Source organism: Pseudomonas sp. SWRI81 (genome assembly GCF_014268545.1).
GTDB classification, from domain to species: domain Bacteria; phylum Pseudomonadota; class Gammaproteobacteria; order Pseudomonadales; family Pseudomonadaceae; genus Aquipseudomonas; species Aquipseudomonas hamedanensis.
The window spans coordinates 18623-34260 of the sequence record NZ_JABWQS010000013.1 but is presented as its reverse complement, the minus strand read 5'-3'; the positions used below and the strand labels follow the sequence as shown (position 1 = coordinate 34260).

The following is a 15638-nucleotide window of genomic DNA, read 5'->3' as shown; positions in this document are numbered from 1 at the left end:
TGTGTGCATACGAGGTGTTGCGGTGAGTGCCGAGCGGCGTAATGCCGACGGGTTTGCCCTGCAAGTGATGATCGGCCTGTGCCTGATCTGGGGTGTGCAACAAGTTCTGATCAAGTGGGCTGCTGCGGACATCGCGCCGGTGATGCAGGCGGCGGGGCGCTCGGGGATTTCCGCGCTGCTGGTCGGCCTGCTGATCTGCTGGAAGGGCGGCTGGGATCAGGTCGGCAGCACCTGGCGTGGCGGCTTGCTGGCCGGTGCGTTGTTTGGTCTGGAGTTCCTGTTCATCGCTGAAGGTCTGCAACTGACGACCGCCGCGCACATGTCGGTGTTCCTGTATACCGCGCCGATTTTTACTGCACTCGGCGTGCATTTCCTGCTGGCCAGTGAGCGCCTGCGGCCGTTGCAGTGGCTTGGGATTCTGCTCGCATTCATCGGCATCGCGGTTGCCTTCGCCGGCGGTGTGTCGTGGGATAACCTCGACCGGCGCATGCTGCTGGGCGATGCCTTCGGCGTGCTGGCCGGCGCTTGCTGGGGCGCGACCACCGTAGTGGTGCGTGCCTCGCGATTGTCGGAAGCGCCGGTAACGCTGACCTTGTTTTATCAATTGATGGTCGGTTTCATCGGCCTGCTGTTGATTGCGCTGTTCAGCGGCCAGATCACCCACGTCAGCCTGACCACCGTGGCGGTGGCCAGCGTGCTGTTTCAGGGACTGGTGGTGTCGTTCTTCAGTTACCTGGTGTGGTTCTGGCTCCTGCGCCGTTATCTGGCGGCCAACCTGGCGGTGTTCTCGTTCATGACGCCGTTGTTCGGCGTGACCTTCGGCGTGCTGCTGCTCGGAGAAGCGTTGAGCCTGAACTTCGTCATCGGCGCCGTACTGGTGTTGCTCGGCATCACCTTCGTCAGTGCCGAACAGTGGCTGCGTCGGCGTTTGCGCAAAGCGCTGGGCCAGCGTTAGTCGACTGCCGCGCCAGACCTCCGGCAATCAACAGGCCTGCGCCGGCGATGACCAGTGCCGGCTGCAAACCGCCACTGAAATGACTGCTCAGCGCCGCCAGCAACGGGCCGCTGAGCTGGCCGATGGCAAAGCACGCCGTCAGCAGGCCGGCATTACGCTGGACAGCGTGGGGCGCCAGCTCCCGCGAGCGCTGCATGACCAATTGCATGCAGGCCAGAAACGGCGTACCGCACAGGATCACGCCCAGCGCCAGGCCGAGGCCACTGCCCAGCAGGCAGGCAAACACGCCGGCCGCTTGCAGCCACAGCGTCGCCATCAGCCAGTGCCGCGTGGTTTCGCGATCATGCCGGCGCCAGCTCACCAGCCACACGCCAATCGCCGCGCCCAGGCCGAAGCACGGCCAGAACAGATCCGCCTGCCATTGCCCGTGAAATTGCGCATTGGCCATTTGCGCGAGAAACGTCGCCGGGATGATGTAGCCGATGCCGTACAGCGCGTACACCAGCGCCAACCGGCCAATGCCACGACTTGCTGAGGCCACTTGGGTCGTCGCTGCCGTCGTGACAACCGGGGGCTGCGGCAGGAACCGCCAGACCCCGAGCATTATCAGCAACGCGGCGCCGGCATAAATCATCCACAGCGTCGCTGATGTCTGCTGCAATCGATGTGAGATCAGCGCCAGCAACCCCGTCAGAAAAATCCCCAGACCCGGCCCGGCAAACACCAGCGCGCCCCAGCGTGGCCGACCCGCTGCCGCCGCCAGTGGCTGACTGAGTGACGTGATCATCACCAGCACCCAGGCGCTGGCGACGCCGGTGCCAAAGCGCAGCATCAGGTGCGACCAGAAACCGTTGGCCCAAAACGAGGCCAGTGTCAGCAGCACGCACAGCCACAAACCGCCGTGCAGGCGGCGCTGCACCTGCTGCGGACGATGCGCGAACATCGCATCCACGGCACCCAGCAGATAGCCCAGGTAGTTGGCCGCCGCAATCAGACCGGCGGCCGTCAGGTCGAACTGGCCTTCGCTGAGCAAGTGCGGCATCTGCGGTGTGAGGGCGAAACGTCCGATGCCCATGGCCATCATCAGGGCAACGAAGCAGGCGGATAAGCGAATCAGCGGCGACATGGTCGGGCTTCCGTCAAAAGAACAATGACCGTCAGGCTAGGGCTGATTGACTTTCTTTAAAATTGAATAATAGTGAGTAACTTGTTCTGTTCAGGAGAAAGCTTGTGGAGTTCAGCCAACTGCGGATTTTTCAGGCCGTTGCCGAAGAAGGTTCGATCACCCGTGCTGCCGAACGCCTGCACCGGGTGCCGTCGAATCTGTCGACCCGCCTTAAACAGCTTGAAGAGCAATTGGGCGTCGAACTGTTCGTCCGCGAGCGTCAGCGTTTGCAGTTGTCGCCTGCGGGAAAGGTCCTGCTGGACTACACCGGCAAGTTGTTCGCCCTGCGTGACCAGGCCAGTGCCGCAGTCATGGGCGGGCAGCCGGCAGGGGACTTTGCCTTGGGCACCATGTACAGCACGGCGGCGATCCATCTGCCGGCGTTGCTGGCGCGTTATCACAAGCAGTACCCGGCGGTGAATCTGCAAGTGCAGTCGGCGCCGAGCGGTGAGTTGCTTGAAGGCCTGCTCAGTAGACGCCTTGATGCCGCGTTGGTCGATGGCCCGCTGGAACTGGCCGGGCTCGACGGCGTGCCGTTGTGCGAAGAACGGCTGGTGCTGATCACTGAAATCGATCATCCGCCGGTGCGCAGCGCGCTGGATGTGCAGGGGCGCGCGGTGTTCACCTTTCGCCAGGGCTGCTCTTATCGCATGCGCCTGGAAGCGTGGTACGCCCACTACCACGCGGCCATGGGCCGGGCGATGGAGATCGAGTCGTATCAGGGCATGCTCGCCTGCGTGATCGCCGGCAGTGGCGTGGCGCTGATGGCGGAATCGATGCTGGCCAGTCTGCCCGGCCGCGAAAGTGTTGCGGCGCATCCGCTGGCCGAGCCGTTCGTGGCTGCGACAACGTGGCTCATGTGGCGCAAAGGCATGGTCGGAGCGAATCTCAATGCATGGATCGAGGTGCAGCAAGCGGTCTATCCCGCGCCTGCGCTGGAGACCCGTGAAATAGCGTGAACCTGTAGCAACAGATTCTGTTCAATTCAGTAACAGATCATTGCGGATTTCACCGAGCATTGCGTAGGACTTCGGACTATTATCAGTGCGAAGCCGCCACAGAATTCCGGCCGCTCAGCACCACCCTGAAGGGGGCATACGATGAAAGAGAAAATTCAAAACTGGCTGCACGACCTGGGTGTTGCCCTCGGCTTGATCGAACCGCCTCTGCAACCGGTACCGATTCGCACTGATGACGAGCAGCGTCGGCGCCAGCCACGTCGGCGTTAATACCACCGATCAGCGATTTCAAGATCGCAGCCGTCGGCAGTTTCTACATATTGTAGGAGCTGCCGAAGGCTGCGATCTTTTGCTTTTATCCAGGCAAAAAAAACGGGTGTGGCCACCGACGCCACACCCGCTGAAGAAAACATCAAGTCGTTACATCAAGTTCAGACCGCAGTCGCCACCGTGGCCGGGCGACGCGAGCACAAGCTGACCACGACGAAACTCACCAGACCCACCGCCAGGCTGTAATAGATCGGCGTATTGGCGTCCAGACCGTCCTTGAACATGAACAGCAGCGCCGTGGCGAAGCCCAGGCCCATGCTGGCGATGGCGCCGGCGGTGGTCGCGCGTTTCCAGAAGATCGCGCCGATCAGCGGAATCAGCATGCCGCCTACCAACAGGTTGTAGGCAAGGGTGAGGGCGCTGATCACGTCATTCACCACCAGTGCGATACCCAGCACGACGATACCCGTCAGCAGGGTGAACAAGCGGTTCACGCCCAGGCTCGACTGCTTGCCGCCACGCAGTTTCGGCAGCAGGTCTTCGGTCAGCGTGGTGGCGGCGGCGAGCAAGCCGGCGCTGGCGGTGGACATCATGGCGGCCAGCGCGGCCGCGATGACCAGACCACGGATCCCGTCAGGCAGCGACAGTTTGACGATGGCGGCGAACGCGTTGTTGACGTTGTCCAGATCCGGAATCAGCACGTGCGCTGCCATGCCGATCAGCGCGCAAGCCAGGCCGTAAAGGATGCAGTAGATTCCCGCGATGCTGCCGGCGTATTGCGCGACCTTGGCGGTCTTGACGGTAAATACCCGTTGCCAGATGTCCTGACCGATCAGGATGCCGAAGAAGTAGATCATGAAGTAGGTGATGATCGTGTCCCAGCCGATCGTGGTGAAGCTGAAGGCGGTGGCCGGCAGTTTCAGCACCAATTCGTCCCAGCCGCCGACGCGGTACAGGCAGATCGGCAACAAGATGAACATCAAGCCGACGGTCTTGATGATGAACTGCACGATGTCGGTCAGGGTCAGCGACCACATCCCGCCGATCGCCGAGTAAATCACCACCACACCACCGCCCAGCAGCACCGAGATCCAGAACGGCAGGCCGAACAGCACTTGCAGCACGGTGCCGATGGCGAGAATCGAGGTCACGCCGATCATCAGCGCGTAGGCCAGCATGATCGCCGCACTCGCCGAGCGCGCCATCGGGTTGTAGCGCTTTTCCAGGACTTGGGTAACGGTGTAGATCTTCAGTTTCAGCAGCGGCTTGGCGAGGAACAGGTTCAGCGCGACGATGCCGCAACCCAGCGCCGCACACAGCCAGAAGCCGGAGATACCGTGCACATAGCCCAGACGCACGGTGCCGACGGTGGACGCACCGCCGAGTACGGTCGCGGCCATGGTGCCCATGTACAGACTGGGGCCGAGGTTGCGACCGGCCACGAGAAAGTCCTCGTTGGTCTTGGCCTTGCGCATGCCGAAATAGCCGAGCAAGAGCATGCCGGCGGCGTAGATGAGGACGACGAATAAATCCAAAGCCATGATGGCGTGTCTCCGATTGTCTTTTTTATGGTGGGGCTGAGATCAGTTCCTTGTAGGAGTGAGCCTGCTCGCGATGACTGCAGCACATTCAACATTGATGTGGCTGGAAGTCCGCTATCGCGAGCAGGCTCACTCCTACAGGGGGCCGCGTCAGGCGGCCTGACGTAGTTCGGGTTTTATGGCGGCTTCGCTGCGCACATCGGTCGGCCCGAACACCTCTCGTGGTTCCGGGAACAGCTTGAGCAATGTCAGGTACACCACCGACGCCAGGCCCAATGTCACCGGCAAGCTGATGTCGATGCCGCCGGCCATCTCGCCCAGCGGGCCGACAAACTGTCCCGGCAGGTTGACGAAGCACAGGCCGACCAGTGCGCTCGGGATCCACGCACCGAGGCCGCGCCAGTTCCAGCCATGGCTGAACCAGTAGCGTCCGCCCTGTTCGCCGCGGGTGAATACTTGCAGGTCATCCGGGCAGTAGAAGCCGCGACGCACCAGCAGGCCGATGATCATGATCACCATCCACGGCGTGGTGCAGGTGATGATCAGCACGGCGAAGGTCGATACGCTCTGCACCAGGTTGGCGGCGAAACGGCCGATAAAGATGAAGGCAATCGACAGCACGCCGATCAGCAAGGTCGCCTTGACCCGCGACAGCACCCGCGGAAACACGCTGGACATGTCCAGCCCGGTGCCATACAGCGAGGTGGTGCCGGTCGACATCCCGCCGATCACCGCAATCAGGCACACCGGCAGGAAGAACCAGCTCGGCGACACCGCCAGCAAGCCGCCGACGTAGTTGTTCGCCGCGATGTAATCCGGCGCCTTGATCGCGACGATGGTCGCGGTGGCGAGGCCGAACAGAAACGGGATCAACGTGGCCAGTTGCGCGGCGATCACCGCCAGCATGATCCGCCCCTTCGGCGTTTCACGCGGGATGTAGCGCGACCAGTCGCCAAGGAACGCACCGAAGGAGATCGGATTGCTCATCGCCACCAGCGCCGCGCCGATGAACGCCGCCCAGAACCCGGCCTGACCCAGCGCCACGCTGCCGGCGTACTGGCTGTCGAAAGCGGGGGCGAAAGCGAAGATGCCGAGCAGGAACAACAGACTCGCGGCCCACACTGCGATGCGGTTGACCCACAGCATGAAGCGGAAGCCGTAGATGCACACGGTCAGCACCAGCAGTGCGAACAAGCCGTAGGCCAGGCCCAGGGTCAGGTCGGTTTCCGGCAGATCGAGCAGGCGTTTGGCGCCGCCGACCAGCGCGTCGCCCGAACTCCACACCGAGAGCGAGAAGAACGCGATCGCCGTCAATAACGACAGGAACGAACCGACAATCCGCCCGTGCACGCCGAAGTGCGCACCGGAAGACACGGCGTTGTTGGTGCCGTTGAGCGGGCCGAACAGGCCCATCGGCGCGAGGATCAGTGCACCGACCACCACACCCAGCACAATCGCCCAGACGCCAGCCTGAAATGACAGGCCGAACAGCACCGGGAAACTGCCGAGTACAGCGGTGGCGAAGGTATTGGCGCCGCCGAAGATCAAGCGAAACAAGTCGCCGGGTCGGGCGTCGCGTTCGTGGTCGGGAATCTGTTCGACCCCGTTTGTTTCTATGCTGCTAAGGCGTTTTTCGTTGTTGTTGTTATTCATGATCTGCTCCGATCATCAGGCGCGCTCATCGTGCGTGAGCGTCACCCTTGGCTAAGGGGATGGCAGCCCTTCCGGCATTGCGGACAAATGTTCATGACAGGCCAGCCAGAGGCCTTGTTGTTCTAGGCTCGACGTTTGTTTTTTGAAAACAATCGTCTCGCGCTCCTGGCTAAAGTGTTGCTCCCCTTGCATGCGCAGCTCGGTGGCCACGTCATGGATGAAAATCGCCACGTCACCTTGCAGGCTGATGAAGGCGTTGCTCGAGGTACACGACAGCACCTCGAAACCCTCCTCGGCGCGCCAGCGGTCCCACAACGCCTGATAGGCATCGCGCGACAGCAACGGCTGGTCGAGGGTGTAGAACACGAAGCTGGCATCGGTGCTGAACGCGCCGAAGTAAGCTTCGCGATCATTGCGCGCAAACGCGGCGACCAGTTCGGCGGCTGCGTGCAAAACCTGATCATGTTCGTGCATGACCGAACCCTCAGCGGTGGACCACGCCAGGCAGTACGCAGAGCATTTCGTACAGCAGGTTGGCGGCCAGCAGCGAGGTGTTGCCGGTGGTGTCGTAAGCGGGCGAGACTTCTACCAGATCGCAGCCGATCAGGTCGAGGCCCTGGCAGCCACGCACAATCTCAATCGCCTGAATGGTGGTCAGACCGCCGATTTCCGGGGTGCCGGTGCCGGGCGCCCAGGCCGGATCGATGCCATCGATGTCAAAGCTCAGGTACACCGGACCGCCACCGACTTTCTCGCGCACTTCGGCCATCAGCGGCGCCAGCGATTTGTGCCAGCACTCTTCGGCTTGCACTACACGGAAGCCCTGATCGCGGCTCCAGTTGAAGTCATCGGCGGTGTAGCCTTGCGCACGCAGGCCGATCTGCACCACACGGTCGCAATCGAGCAAGCCTTCTTCGACAGCGCGGCGGAAGGTGGTGCCGTGGGCGATTTTCTCGCCGAACATGTGATCGTTGACGTCAGCATGGGCATCGATGTGCACCAGGCCAACCTTGCCGTGCTTCTTATGAATCGCGCGCAGAATCGGCAGGGTGATGGTGTGGTCGCCACCCAGCGTCATCGGAATAACGTTGTGCTCAAGGATGTTGTCGTAGGCTTCTTCGATGATGCGCACGGCGTCGAGCAGGTTGAAGGTGTTGATCGCCACATCGCCGATGTCGGCGACCGACAGCGAATCGAACGGCGCAGCGCCGGTGGCCATGTTGTATGGGCGGATCATCACCGATTCGGTGCGAATGTCGCGCGGCCCGAAGCGGGTGCCGGGGCGCAGCGAAGTGCCGATGTCCAGTGGCACGCCAACGAAGGCAGCGTCCAGGCCGGCAGCGGTCGGTACATGGGGAAGTCGGAGCATGGTGGCGATGCCGCCGAAGCGCGGCATTTCGTTGCCGCCCAGTGGTTGGTGAAGAATCTTGTCCACGGGTAGGGCCTCATCGTCTTTGTTTTATTTATGCCGGCGCGCCGTCGAACACAGGTCCGGGCGCCGCTGTGGGGCCGATGATGCGAAATGCAGTGGCGGGGAAGAATCGCTGTGGGCAAAAACTTAGTTCAGATTTTTCTAAACTAATGCTGAGGCTCGATATAGACTTCTTCCATGCACAGAATCGCTGAGGCCTGTCATTTTTGGCTGAACACCGCAACCCATGTGGGAGCGGGCTTGCTCGCGAAGGCGTCTTGTCAGTCGAAATCAATGTTGCCTGACACACCGCTTTCGCGAGCAAGCCCGCTCCCACAAGGGTTGTGTTTCAACACAAGCACCGTGCGTATGCTTGCAACCGGAGCCCCTCATGGCCAACGCTTTACCTGACCTGAAACTCCTGCGCATCTTCGTCAGCGTCGTGCGGCATCAGGGTTTTGCCAATGCGCAGCAGGAACTCAACCTGTCGACTTCGGCAATCAGCACCTACATGAGCCAGCTGGAAGCCGCGCTTGGCCTGGTGTTGTGCCATCGCGGGCGCGGCGGGTTCAGCCTGACCAGCAAGGGCGAGCTGTTCCATCAGGAAACCCTGCGCCTGCTCGCTGAGCTTGAGGGTTTCGAGCAATACGCCGCCGCGCTCAAGGGCGAACTGCGCGGCACGCTTAACCTGGGGGTGATTGACTCCACCGTCAGCGACAAGGCCTTGCCATTTGCCGAAGCCATCGGCGCCTACAGCCAGGAACACCCGGCGGTGCATTTGCATTTGTCGGTGATGAGCCCGTACGAACTGCAACTGGGCGTGCAAGACAACCGCCTCGACCTCGCCATCGGTGCGTTCTCCACGCGCATGAGCGGTCTGGTGTACATGCCGCTGTACCGCGAACAGCACTGGCTGTATTGCAGCAGTCGCCACCCGCTGTTCAACGAACGGCGAATCCCCGAACAGGTCATCACCCAGCAACGCATGGTCGGGCGCGGTTACTGGAGTCAGGCGGAGCTGGCCCGTCACGGCTTCAAACACAGCGCCGCGACTGTGGAAAGTATGGAAGCGCAACTGATTCTGGTGCTCTCCGGCGCGTACATCGGCTACTTGCCGGAGCACTACGCGCAGGCCTGGGCAGACAAGGGCGACTTGCGCGTTTTGCTGCCGGCGACGTTCGGTTATCAGGCGCCGTTTTCGATGATCATGCGCCGCGGCCGCAGTCGCGAGCCGCTGATCCAGACCTTCCGCGATTTGCTCAAAGCTCAGCTCAACCAGGCCTAACCTTTATGTCCAGACCCCAATGCCCGCGCTGCCTGCGCCCTCAAACTCATTGCCTGTGCAAGTTGATCCCACGCCTCGACAGCCGCACCCGGGTGTTGCTGCTGCAACATCCGAGCGAGGTCAATCATGCGTTGAATACCGCGCGCCTGGCAGCGCTGGGGCTGACTAACGCCGAGCTGATCGTCGGTGAGGTGTTCGAGGATCTGCCGACACTGCTGAACCGTCCGGGTTATCAGGCGCGGCTGCTGTTTCCGGCTGACGATGCGCAGCCGCTCCAGACTTACGCCCCAAGCGATGAACCGCTGTTGCTGGTGGTGCCCGACGGCACTTGGCGCAAGGCACGCAAGCTGCTGCACCTCAATCCGCTGCTGGCGGCGTTGCCACGGGTGACGCTGGCTGAAGGTGGCGTGTCGCGTTATCGCCTGCGCAAGGCACCGGGGCCGGGGGCGTTGTCGACGGTCGAAGCCATTGTGCAGGCGTTGCAGACGCTGGAGGCGCCGACGTCATTCGAGGCGTTGCTCAAGCCGTTTGAAGCGTTGATCGAAGGGCAGATTGCGGCGATGGGGGCGGAGACTTTTCAGCGTAATCATGGCGGCAGATAGTCGTCGTCTGGGCTGGCCTCTTCGCGAGCAAGCCCGCTCCCACATTCGATCGGGTTCTTCCAGATGGAATGCGATCAACTGTGGGAGCGGGCTTGCTCGCGAAGGCGTCAGATCAATCACCACAAGTTCCGGATAATCTTCAGCGTTCACGCATCGCCTCGGTCCGCGCTTTCAGCACCGGTTTGAGCAGATAATCCAGGACGCTTTTTTCCCCGGTAATAATGTCCACCGTCGCCACCATCCCCGGAATGATCAGCAGCGGTTTCACGTCGCCACCCAAGTGATTCTTATCGGTGCGCACCTGGATCAAATAAAAGCTGTTGCCCTTGTCGTCGGTAATCGTATCGGCGCCGATCAGCTCGAGTCTGGCGCTCAGCCCGCCATAAATCGTGTAGTCGTAGGCACTGAACTTGACCATGGCTTTCTGGCCTGGATGCAGGAACGCGACGTCTTGCGGGCGCACCTTGGCTTCGATCAGCAGGTTGTCTTCCAGCGGCACGATTTCAACCATGTCGCTGCCCGGCTGAACCACGCCGCCGATGGTGTTGACCTTCATTTGCTTGATCACTCCGCGCACCGGCGACGTCACCGTCGTGCGGCTGACGCGGTCGTCGATGGCGATGCTCGATGCGGTGATTTTTGACAGGTCGGTGCGTTTCTCATTCAGCTCCTTGGCAGCCTCGGAGCGGAAGGTTTGTTCCGATTCGTCGATCTTGCTGCGGATCTCGGCGATGGCCGATTCGGCGCGGGGAATTGCCAGGGTCGTCGCGTTCAGCGAACCGCGAATTTCCACAGCGCTGCGCCTCAGGCGGAGGATTTCCACCGGTGACACGGCGCCGGTTTTCACCAGCGGTTCAGACATGTTCATCTCTTGCTGCAGCAGCGCCAGGCTGGAACTGAACTGGCCTTGCTTGGAGCGAAACTCGGCGAGTTCCTGAGTCTTTTGCCGCAGTTGTTCGCTGAGGGTGCGCTGTTCGCTGGCCAAGCGGCGTTGGCGTTGTTCGTACAACGAGCGCTCGTCTTCGGCGACTTGCGGCGCCTTGGCGATCACTTCAGCGGAGAGCTTGAAAGGCCGGCCTTCGGCCTCTGCCGAAAGCCGCTCGACCTGCGCCGTCAGCGCATAGCGATCAGCCTCGCTCTCGCCCTTGTTCGAACGGAAACGCGTGTCATCCAGACGCAGCAGGGTGTCGCCCTTGTTGACCATTTGCCCTTCGCGAACGAAAAGCTCGGTGACGATGCCGCCCTCAAGGTTCTGGATCACCTGCACCTTGCTCGACGGAATCGCCTTGCCTTCGCCCATGGTCACTTCTTCGAGCACGGCGAATTTGGCCCAGACCAGCGCAGCGATCAGCAGCGCCGCCGCCAGCCACACGGTGATGCGTGATTTGCGCGGCGAGTCCTGCAACGCCGCGCCAGCGGTTTCCGGCATGAACTCGGCTTCGGCGCTTTTGCCGAAGCTGTCGAAGTAGCCGCGTGACTTGCTATCAGATGAAGCCGACATGGGGCGATACCCCTCAATTAAGAAACATCAACAGGATGGCAAATCGGAGCCCAAGCTATCTTGTCCAGAGCACTTCCCTGCATCCAGATAGCCACCCAGTGGCCAGACAGCCTCCCTGTGGCGAGGGGATTTATCCCCGATGGGTTGCGCAGCAGCCCCAAAATTTCATAGGCGCTGCGCACCCAATCGGGGATAAATCCCCTCGCCACAGGTTTTGTGCATGCCGTAAATAATCTATGCGCATTCACACCGCCGCCGAGCCGACCCGGCCCTTGCGCAGTGCATCGATGACCGCATCTTTCGGCCCGTCGGCGACCACCCGGCCGTTGTCCAGCACCAGCAGCCGGTCAACCAGACTCAGCATCGAGGTACGGTGGGTGACCAGCAGCAGGGTTTTGCCTTGTACCCAGGTGTGCAGCTTTTGGCGCAGCAGGTCTTCGCTGCTGTTGTCCATGGCGCTGGTCGGTTCGTCGAGCAGCATGATTGGCGGATCGAGCAACAGCGAGCGCGCCAGCAGCACGGCCTGGCGCTGGCCGCCGGACAGCAGTTGGCCGCGTTCGCCCACCGGCCGGTCGAACCCCTGCGGATGCTGGCGCGCCAGTTCGGTCACGCCGGTCAGTTCGGCGACTTCGAGCATCCGTGCATCGCTGATGTAGCGCGCGCCAAGGGTCAGGTTGTCGCGCAGGCTACCGGCCAGCAATGGCAAGTCGTGGGCGACGTAACCGATCTGCTGGCGCAGGTCAGCGACATCCAGTTGGCGCAGATCGAGACCGTCGAGCAGCAACTGGCCTTCTTCGGGTTCATAAAAGCCCATGAGCAATCGCGCCAGCGTGCTTTTGCCGGAACCGCTGCGCCCGATGATACCGACCCGCTCGCCGGGTTTGAGGCTGAAGGTGACGTTGCTCAGGGCCGGTGCATTCTGGCCGTTGTAGTGAAAGGTCACGCCGCTGACGTCCAGTGCGCCTTGCAATTGCGTGCGTTCCAGCGGCCGTTGCTTGCCGTCGCGCTCCTGCGGCAGGGCCATCAGCGCGTCGGTGCTTTTCATGGTCAGTTGCGCTTGCTGATAGCGGGTGATCAGCCCGGCGATCTGGCCCAGCGGCGCAAGCACACGGCTGCCGAGCATGTACGTGGCGACCAGCGCACCGACGCTGAGGTTGCCGGCGATGATGCTGTAGACCCCGGCGACAATCGTCGCCATCCCGGAAAATTGTTGGATGAACAGCGTGCCGTTGGTCGCCAGCGCCGCCAGATTGCGGGCATGGCTGTCGAGGCGGGTGAGGGCGCCGTGAGTGCTTTCCCAGCGGTGCTGGCGTTCGCTTTCGGCGCTGCACGCCTTGAGGGTTTCCAGGCCGCCGAGGGTTTCGATCAGCACCGCCTGCCGTTCGGCGCCCAGGCTCAGGCTTTTCTGCACGGTGTCGCGCAGGCGGGCCTGAATCGCCAGTGCGAAGCAGATCGTAATCGGAAAGGCCAACAGCGGAATCACCACCAGCCAGCCGCCGAGCAGGCCGATCACTACCAGCATCAACACCACGAAGGGCAAATCGATCAGGCTGGTCAGCGTGACTGCCGTGAGGAACTCGCGCAGGCCCTGGAAGTCATGAATGCTCTGGGCAAATCCGCCGATGGTCGCCGGCCGCGCCTTCATCGACATGCCGGTGATGCGCTCGAACAACGTCGCCGAGAGAATCACGTCGGTTTTCTTGCCGGCGGTATCGAGCAAGTGCGCCCGCACCACGCGCAACACCAGTTCGAAACCGGTGCCGATCAGCAGCCCGATCGACAGCACCCACAGCGTCGATGTTGCCTGATTCGGCACCACGCGGTCGTAAGTCTGCATGACAAACAACGGCACCATCAGGCCCAGCAGGTTGATCAGGAAACTGGCGAGAATCGCATCGCTGTACAGCCATTTCGACAGCTTCAGGGTATCGCGAAACCAGGCGTTGACTCGGGGCACCAAAGGCGCACGCAGGTCTTCGAGTTCGTGGCGCGGTCGGGCGAACAAGGCTTGGCCGCTGTAGTGTTCGCTGAGTTCTTCGCGGCTGACCCATTGCTCGCCGCCATCGGCTTCACTGGGCAGCAAGAGGGCTTTGCCGTCATCGGCAAAACGCCGCAGCACGGCGGTGCGACCGTCGTTGAGCAGCAGCAAAATCGGCAGATTGAGCGGTGAGATGTCTTTCAGATCGCGGCGCAGAATGCGTGCCTGTAACCCGGCCCGGGCGGCGGCACGGGGCAGCAGATCGAGGCTCAGGCGTTGGTTGTGCAGGGGCAGGCCGGCGCTCAGGCTGGCACGACTGACCGTCGCGCCATGCAGTTTGCAGAGGATCAACAGACCGTCGAGTAACGGATCATCGAAGCTTGCGCGCGGATCGACCCCGGGGGCGCCGGGTTCCATGCTGGTCATATTGACTGCCTCTGTTGAACGGCGATGCGAGATGAACACGGCTCTTGTCGGATCGTTCCCACGCTCCGCGTGGGAATGCAGCCCGTGACGCTCCGCGTCACTGGACGCGGAGCGTCCCTAGAGGCATTCCCACGCAGAGCATGGGAACGATCAAAGATCAGGAACACGTTGGGGCTGCTGCGCATCCCAGCGGGAGCAAGCTCCCTCGCCACAATGAGTCACTTCAGTTCGGGCAGGCGTGCCTGGTTTTTCACTTCGGTCGTGGCAATCGCATCAGCCGGCAGCACCACGCGTTGTTTGCTCAGCAACTGGCCCATGTTCGCCAGCACGCGGTACATTGAATACTCCTCGGTGTAGCGAATTTCGGTGTAGCGGCGGTTGGCGTTGTACAGCTCGTTTTCGCTGTCGAGCAGGTCGAGCAGGGTGCGTTGGCCGAGGCCGAACTGGTCCTGATACGCCGCGCGCACGCGTTTGCTGGTTTCGGCGTATTCGCGGGCAGTCGGCGTCTGCTTCTTCGCGTTTTCCATGGCGTTCCAGGCCAGACGAATGTTCTCGTTGAGCTGACGCAGGGCGTTGTTGCGGATGTCCATCGCCTGGTTGATATCGTGTGCGTTGGCGGCCAGACGCGCCTTGTCGCTGCCACCGCGGAACAGGTTGTAGTTCATCACCACGCCCACGCGCCATTCGTTGTCGTGGCCTTCGTCGCCCTGCACGTTGTTGTTCGCGCCCACCGCGGCTTCGGCGTCGAAGCGTGGATAGAACGGCGACTTGGCCACTTCGTACTGGCTCTCGGCGGACTGCACGTCGGCCTGAGCCGATTTCAGGTATGGGTTGTTGTCTACCATGCTCTGCTGCGCTTCACGCAACTCGGCAGGCAATTCGCCGCGGGTCGAGGCCGGTGTTTCCAGCTCATCGGGCATGCGTCCGACCACGCTGTAGAAGTTCGATTCGGCGTCGGCCAGATCGACTTCGGCGGTGTCGAGGTTGTTTTGCGCCAGCGCCTTGCGAGCGACCGATTGATCGGAGTCAGCGTTGCTGCCGATACCGCGTTCGGTGCGCAGGCCGATCTGATCGTTGACCCGCAAGTGCGCCTGCAGGTTGTTCTTGGCCAAAGTCACCAGCTCACGACGCTTGAGCACTTCGAGGTAGACCTCGATGGTGCGCAAGGCCAGATCCTGCGCGGTGCCTTGCGCGTAGTAGGCGCGCGAGTTGGACACGCCCTTGGTGCGCTCGACCTCGTTGGCGGTGTTGAAACCGTCGAACAACATTTGCCGCAAACGCAGCTCCGACTGGGTGTAGTTGAGGATCTCGGTGTTGTGATTACCAAAGGCCCGGGTGTTGGTGTTGTCGCTGTAGCCTCGACCATAAGCGGCGTTCAAATCGACCGACGGGTAGAACCCGCCCTTGGCGACCTTGACCTGTTCGTCAGCCGACAGGCGTGCGTCCACGCGCGAAGCCAGTTCCGGGTGAGTGGCGATGGTGCTTTGGATCGCCTCGGTGAGGTTCATGGCCTGGGCTTGGGATGTGCAAGCCATGGCCAGCAAAACCGCGCTGCAGAGGGGGGTTAGAACGCGCATGGGTGCATCTCCCTGAGTCCTGATGGTGTGTTACCGTCGCCAAATATTTGACGAATTTAAAGGGTGTAAGCGTTTCACTCTTGTAACAACAGAGCTAAGAACATCTTGAAGCGTAGCTAAGAAAAAATTTTCATATGGCTTATGCCAAAAAAAACTTATGCGCTTTGTAAAAAGCAGCACATTGTTCAGCGTGAAAGCCTTTGTTTTATGCGCTTTAGGGAGCTCGAAAAGGCTTGAGGAAAGTTCCATTCACTTTGCGAGACACGGCGAAGTACTGCTGAAGGGGAGGGACGCGTAACGGTTGAGGAGCGACAG

General features: G+C 61.5%; 13 protein-coding genes. 5 read left to right on the top strand and 8 right to left on the bottom strand.

The annotated features are described in order from the left end of the window. Positions 1-22 precede the first annotated feature (22 nt). Positions 23-955 (top strand): EamA family transporter, encoded by a 933-nt coding sequence (locus tag HU765_RS10960; protein WP_186620389.1) that lies wholly within the window; start codon positions 23-25, stop codon positions 953-955. Here the strand turns inward: HU765_RS10960 and HU765_RS10955 are convergent. Continuing rightward, entirely contained in the window at positions 900-2081 is a 1182-nt protein-coding gene (locus HU765_RS10955) for an MFS transporter (protein ID WP_186620387.1), read from the bottom strand. The two genes, HU765_RS10960 and HU765_RS10955, sit on opposite strands and share 56 nt — an antisense overlap. 104 nt (positions 2082-2185) lie before the next feature. On the opposite strand from HU765_RS10955, the gene HU765_RS10950 reads away from it, so the two are divergent. Continuing rightward, complete coding sequence (locus tag HU765_RS10950; protein ID WP_186620385.1) at positions 2186-3079, top strand: LysR substrate-binding domain-containing protein; 894 nt, start codon at positions 2186-2188, stop codon at positions 3077-3079. A 141-nt stretch (positions 3080-3220) separates the two neighbouring features. Further along, the gene (locus tag HU765_RS27030; protein ID WP_003184145.1) at positions 3221-3349 is read left to right on the top strand and encodes a PA1414 family protein; all 129 of its coding nucleotides are present in this window, start codon (positions 3221-3223) and stop codon (positions 3347-3349) included. 161 nt (positions 3350-3510) lie between these two features. Here HU765_RS27030 and HU765_RS10945 read toward each other — a convergent pair whose 3' ends face one another. The 4 genes from HU765_RS10945 to speB all read right to left on the bottom strand — a co-directional run bounded on the left by HU765_RS10945 (position 3511) and on the right by speB (position 7978). Then, a complete protein-coding gene (locus HU765_RS10945; protein ID WP_186620383.1) occupies positions 3511-4890 on the bottom strand; it encodes a sodium:solute symporter in 1380 nt (459 codons plus the stop codon). A gap of 150 nt (positions 4891-5040) precedes the next feature. Next, positions 5041-6543, bottom strand: coding sequence for a cytosine permease (locus HU765_RS10940; protein WP_186620381.1), 1503 nt, complete (start codon positions 6541-6543; stop codon positions 5041-5043). A 51-nt stretch (positions 6544-6594) separates the two neighbouring features. Beyond that, positions 6595-7017, bottom strand: a complete 423-nt coding sequence (locus tag HU765_RS10935; protein WP_186620379.1) for a nuclear transport factor 2 family protein — start codon at positions 7015-7017, stop codon at positions 6595-6597. Positions 7018-7027: 10 nt separating this feature from the next. After that, positions 7028-7978, bottom strand: coding sequence for an agmatinase (gene speB, locus HU765_RS10930; protein WP_003222717.1), 951 nt, complete (start codon positions 7976-7978; stop codon positions 7028-7030). Positions 7979-8345: 367 nt separating this feature from the next. On the opposite strand from speB, the gene HU765_RS10925 reads away from it, so the two are divergent. Together HU765_RS10925 and HU765_RS10920 are read left to right on the top strand one after the other, a co-directional pair. Next, a complete protein-coding gene (locus HU765_RS10925; RefSeq protein WP_007956593.1) occupies positions 8346-9239 on the top strand; it encodes a LysR family transcriptional regulator in 894 nt (297 codons plus the stop codon). A gap of 5 nt (positions 9240-9244) precedes the next feature. After that, the gene (locus HU765_RS10920; RefSeq protein ID WP_186620377.1) at positions 9245-9841 is read left to right on the top strand and encodes a DTW domain-containing protein; all 597 of its coding nucleotides are present in this window, start codon (positions 9245-9247) and stop codon (positions 9839-9841) included. 139 nt (positions 9842-9980) lie between these two features. Here the strand turns inward: HU765_RS10920 and HU765_RS10915 are convergent, their stop codons facing one another. The 3 genes from HU765_RS10915 to HU765_RS10905 form a co-directional block, all read right to left on the bottom strand. Next, positions 9981-11342 carry an HlyD family type I secretion periplasmic adaptor subunit gene (locus tag HU765_RS10915; RefSeq protein WP_186548727.1) on the bottom strand — a complete coding sequence of 454 codons (1362 nt, stop codon included), beginning with the start codon at positions 11340-11342 and terminating at the stop codon, positions 9981-9983. A 244-nt stretch (positions 11343-11586) separates the two neighbouring features. Continuing rightward, complete coding sequence (locus HU765_RS10910; RefSeq protein WP_186620375.1) at positions 11587-13746, bottom strand: type I secretion system permease/ATPase; 2160 nt, start codon at positions 13744-13746, stop codon at positions 11587-11589. A gap of 218 nt (positions 13747-13964) precedes the next feature. Continuing rightward, positions 13965-15323 carry a TolC family outer membrane protein gene (locus HU765_RS10905; protein ID WP_186620373.1) on the bottom strand — a complete coding sequence of 453 codons (1359 nt, stop codon included), beginning with the start codon at positions 15321-15323 and terminating at the stop codon, positions 13965-13967. Positions 15324-15638: the final 315 nt, after the last annotated feature.

Coding starts and splice junctions, on each gene's coding strand:
- HU765_RS10915 (WP_186548727.1), bottom strand. CDS start 11,342: ATGTCGGCTTCATCTGATAGCAAGTCACGCGGCTACTTCGACAGCTTC.
- HU765_RS10935 (WP_186620379.1), bottom strand. CDS start 7,017: ATGCACGAACATGATCAGGTTTTGCACGCAGCCGCCGAACTGGTCGCC.
- HU765_RS10920 (WP_186620377.1), top strand. CDS start 9,245: ATGTCCAGACCCCAATGCCCGCGCTGCCTGCGCCCTCAAACTCATTGC.
- HU765_RS10910 (WP_186620375.1), bottom strand. CDS start 13,746: ATGACCAGCATGGAACCCGGCGCCCCCGGGGTCGATCCGCGCGCAAGC.
- HU765_RS10940 (WP_186620381.1), bottom strand. CDS start 6,543: ATGAATAACAACAACAACGAAAAACGCCTTAGCAGCATAGAAACAAAC.
- HU765_RS10905 (WP_186620373.1), bottom strand. CDS start 15,323: ATGCGCGTTCTAACCCCCCTCTGCAGCGCGGTTTTGCTGGCCATGGCT.
- HU765_RS10925 (WP_007956593.1), top strand. CDS start 8,346: ATGGCCAACGCTTTACCTGACCTGAAACTCCTGCGCATCTTCGTCAGC.
- HU765_RS27030 (WP_003184145.1), top strand. CDS start 3,221: ATGAAAGAGAAAATTCAAAACTGGCTGCACGACCTGGGTGTTGCCCTC.
- HU765_RS10945 (WP_186620383.1), bottom strand. CDS start 4,890: ATGGCTTTGGATTTATTCGTCGTCCTCATCTACGCCGCCGGCATGCTC.
- HU765_RS10955 (WP_186620387.1), bottom strand. CDS start 2,081: ATGTCGCCGCTGATTCGCTTATCCGCCTGCTTCGTTGCCCTGATGATG.